Origin of the sequence: Gordonia amarae NBRC 15530 (assembly GCF_000241345.1) — a bacterium.
In the GTDB taxonomy this organism is placed as follows: domain Bacteria; phylum Actinomycetota; class Actinomycetes; order Mycobacteriales; family Mycobacteriaceae; genus Gordonia; species Gordonia amarae.
On record NZ_BAED01000017.1, the window covers coordinates 1 to 943 of the forward strand.

Genomic DNA, 943 nt, shown 5'->3' on the forward strand with positions numbered 1-943 from the left:
TTGTCGGAGGCTCTCGAATCTGTGAAGGATGGAGAGCATGGCAGCACCACGGAAGTACAGCGTTGAGCTGAAGGAGCGGGCGACGCGGATGGCGATGGAGGCCCGTAAGGACCCGGCTACGCGGCCGGGGGCGCTCAGACGGATCGGCGACCAACTCGGTGTACACCCGGAGGCGCTTCGCACCTGGGTCAAGCAGGCCGAGATCGACGGCGGCGTACGACCGGGTACCACGACCAGCGAGGCTGAGCGGATCGCGCAGCTGGAGCGGGAGAACCGTGAGCTGCGGCGGGCGAATACGATCTTGAAGCAGGCATCGGCTTTCTTTGCGGCGGAGATCGACCGCCCACAGCGTTGATCGTGGAGTTCGTCGCCGCTTTCCGCGGCGAACACGGAGTCGATCCGATCTGCGCGGCCTTACAGGAGACAGCCGCCCAGATCGCTCCGTCCACAGTCCGAGCCCATCTGAGCTCTCGACGAGTCGAGGCACCACGGGTAGTCCGTGACCGCGAGGTCCTCGGTGAGATCCGCACCGTGCATGCCGACAATCTCGGCGTCTATGGCGCCCGCAAAGTTCATTCAGAACTACGCAGGAGGGGTGTCGAGGTAGCCCGCTGCACCGTTGAGCGTTTGATGAAAGCTGATGGGCTGCAGGGGATAACGCGATCCAAGACGCGCACGACCACGCGCAGCGAGGGGGCTGAAACTCCGCAGCCGGCTGATCGTGTCAAACGGCAGTTCACCGCCGCGGCGCCCAACACGCTGTGGGTGGCCGACCTGACCTATATCCGCACCCACTCGGGATGGGTGTATGCCGCGTTCATCCTCGACGTCTTCTCGAGGATGGTCGTGGGCTGGCAGGTCTCGACCACCATGCACACCGACCTCGCGCTCGACGCCCTGGATATGGGCCTGTGGGCGCGTTCGCGTGCCGGCAAGGACGTGG

2 protein-coding genes and 1 other annotated feature are annotated in these 943 nt (G+C 65.0%); both genes read left to right on the forward strand.

Features of this window, described 5'->3' with window-relative positions; translation table 11 throughout:
* The first annotated feature begins 37 nt into the window (after nt 1–37).
* Nucleotides 38–355 carry a transposase gene (locus GOAMR_RS04190; protein ID WP_040514349.1) on the forward strand — a complete coding sequence of 106 codons (318 nt, stop codon included), beginning with the start codon at nt 38–40 and terminating at the stop codon, nt 353–355.
* Nucleotides 316–444: a sequence feature (AL1L pseudoknot), on the forward strand. (Overlaps the previous gene by 40 nt.)
* Nucleotides 358–943 (forward strand): IS3 family transposase (locus GOAMR_RS24690; RefSeq protein WP_138943590.1); only part of this gene is annotated, 586 nt, incomplete at its 3' end. Its footprint overlaps the feature before it by 87 nt.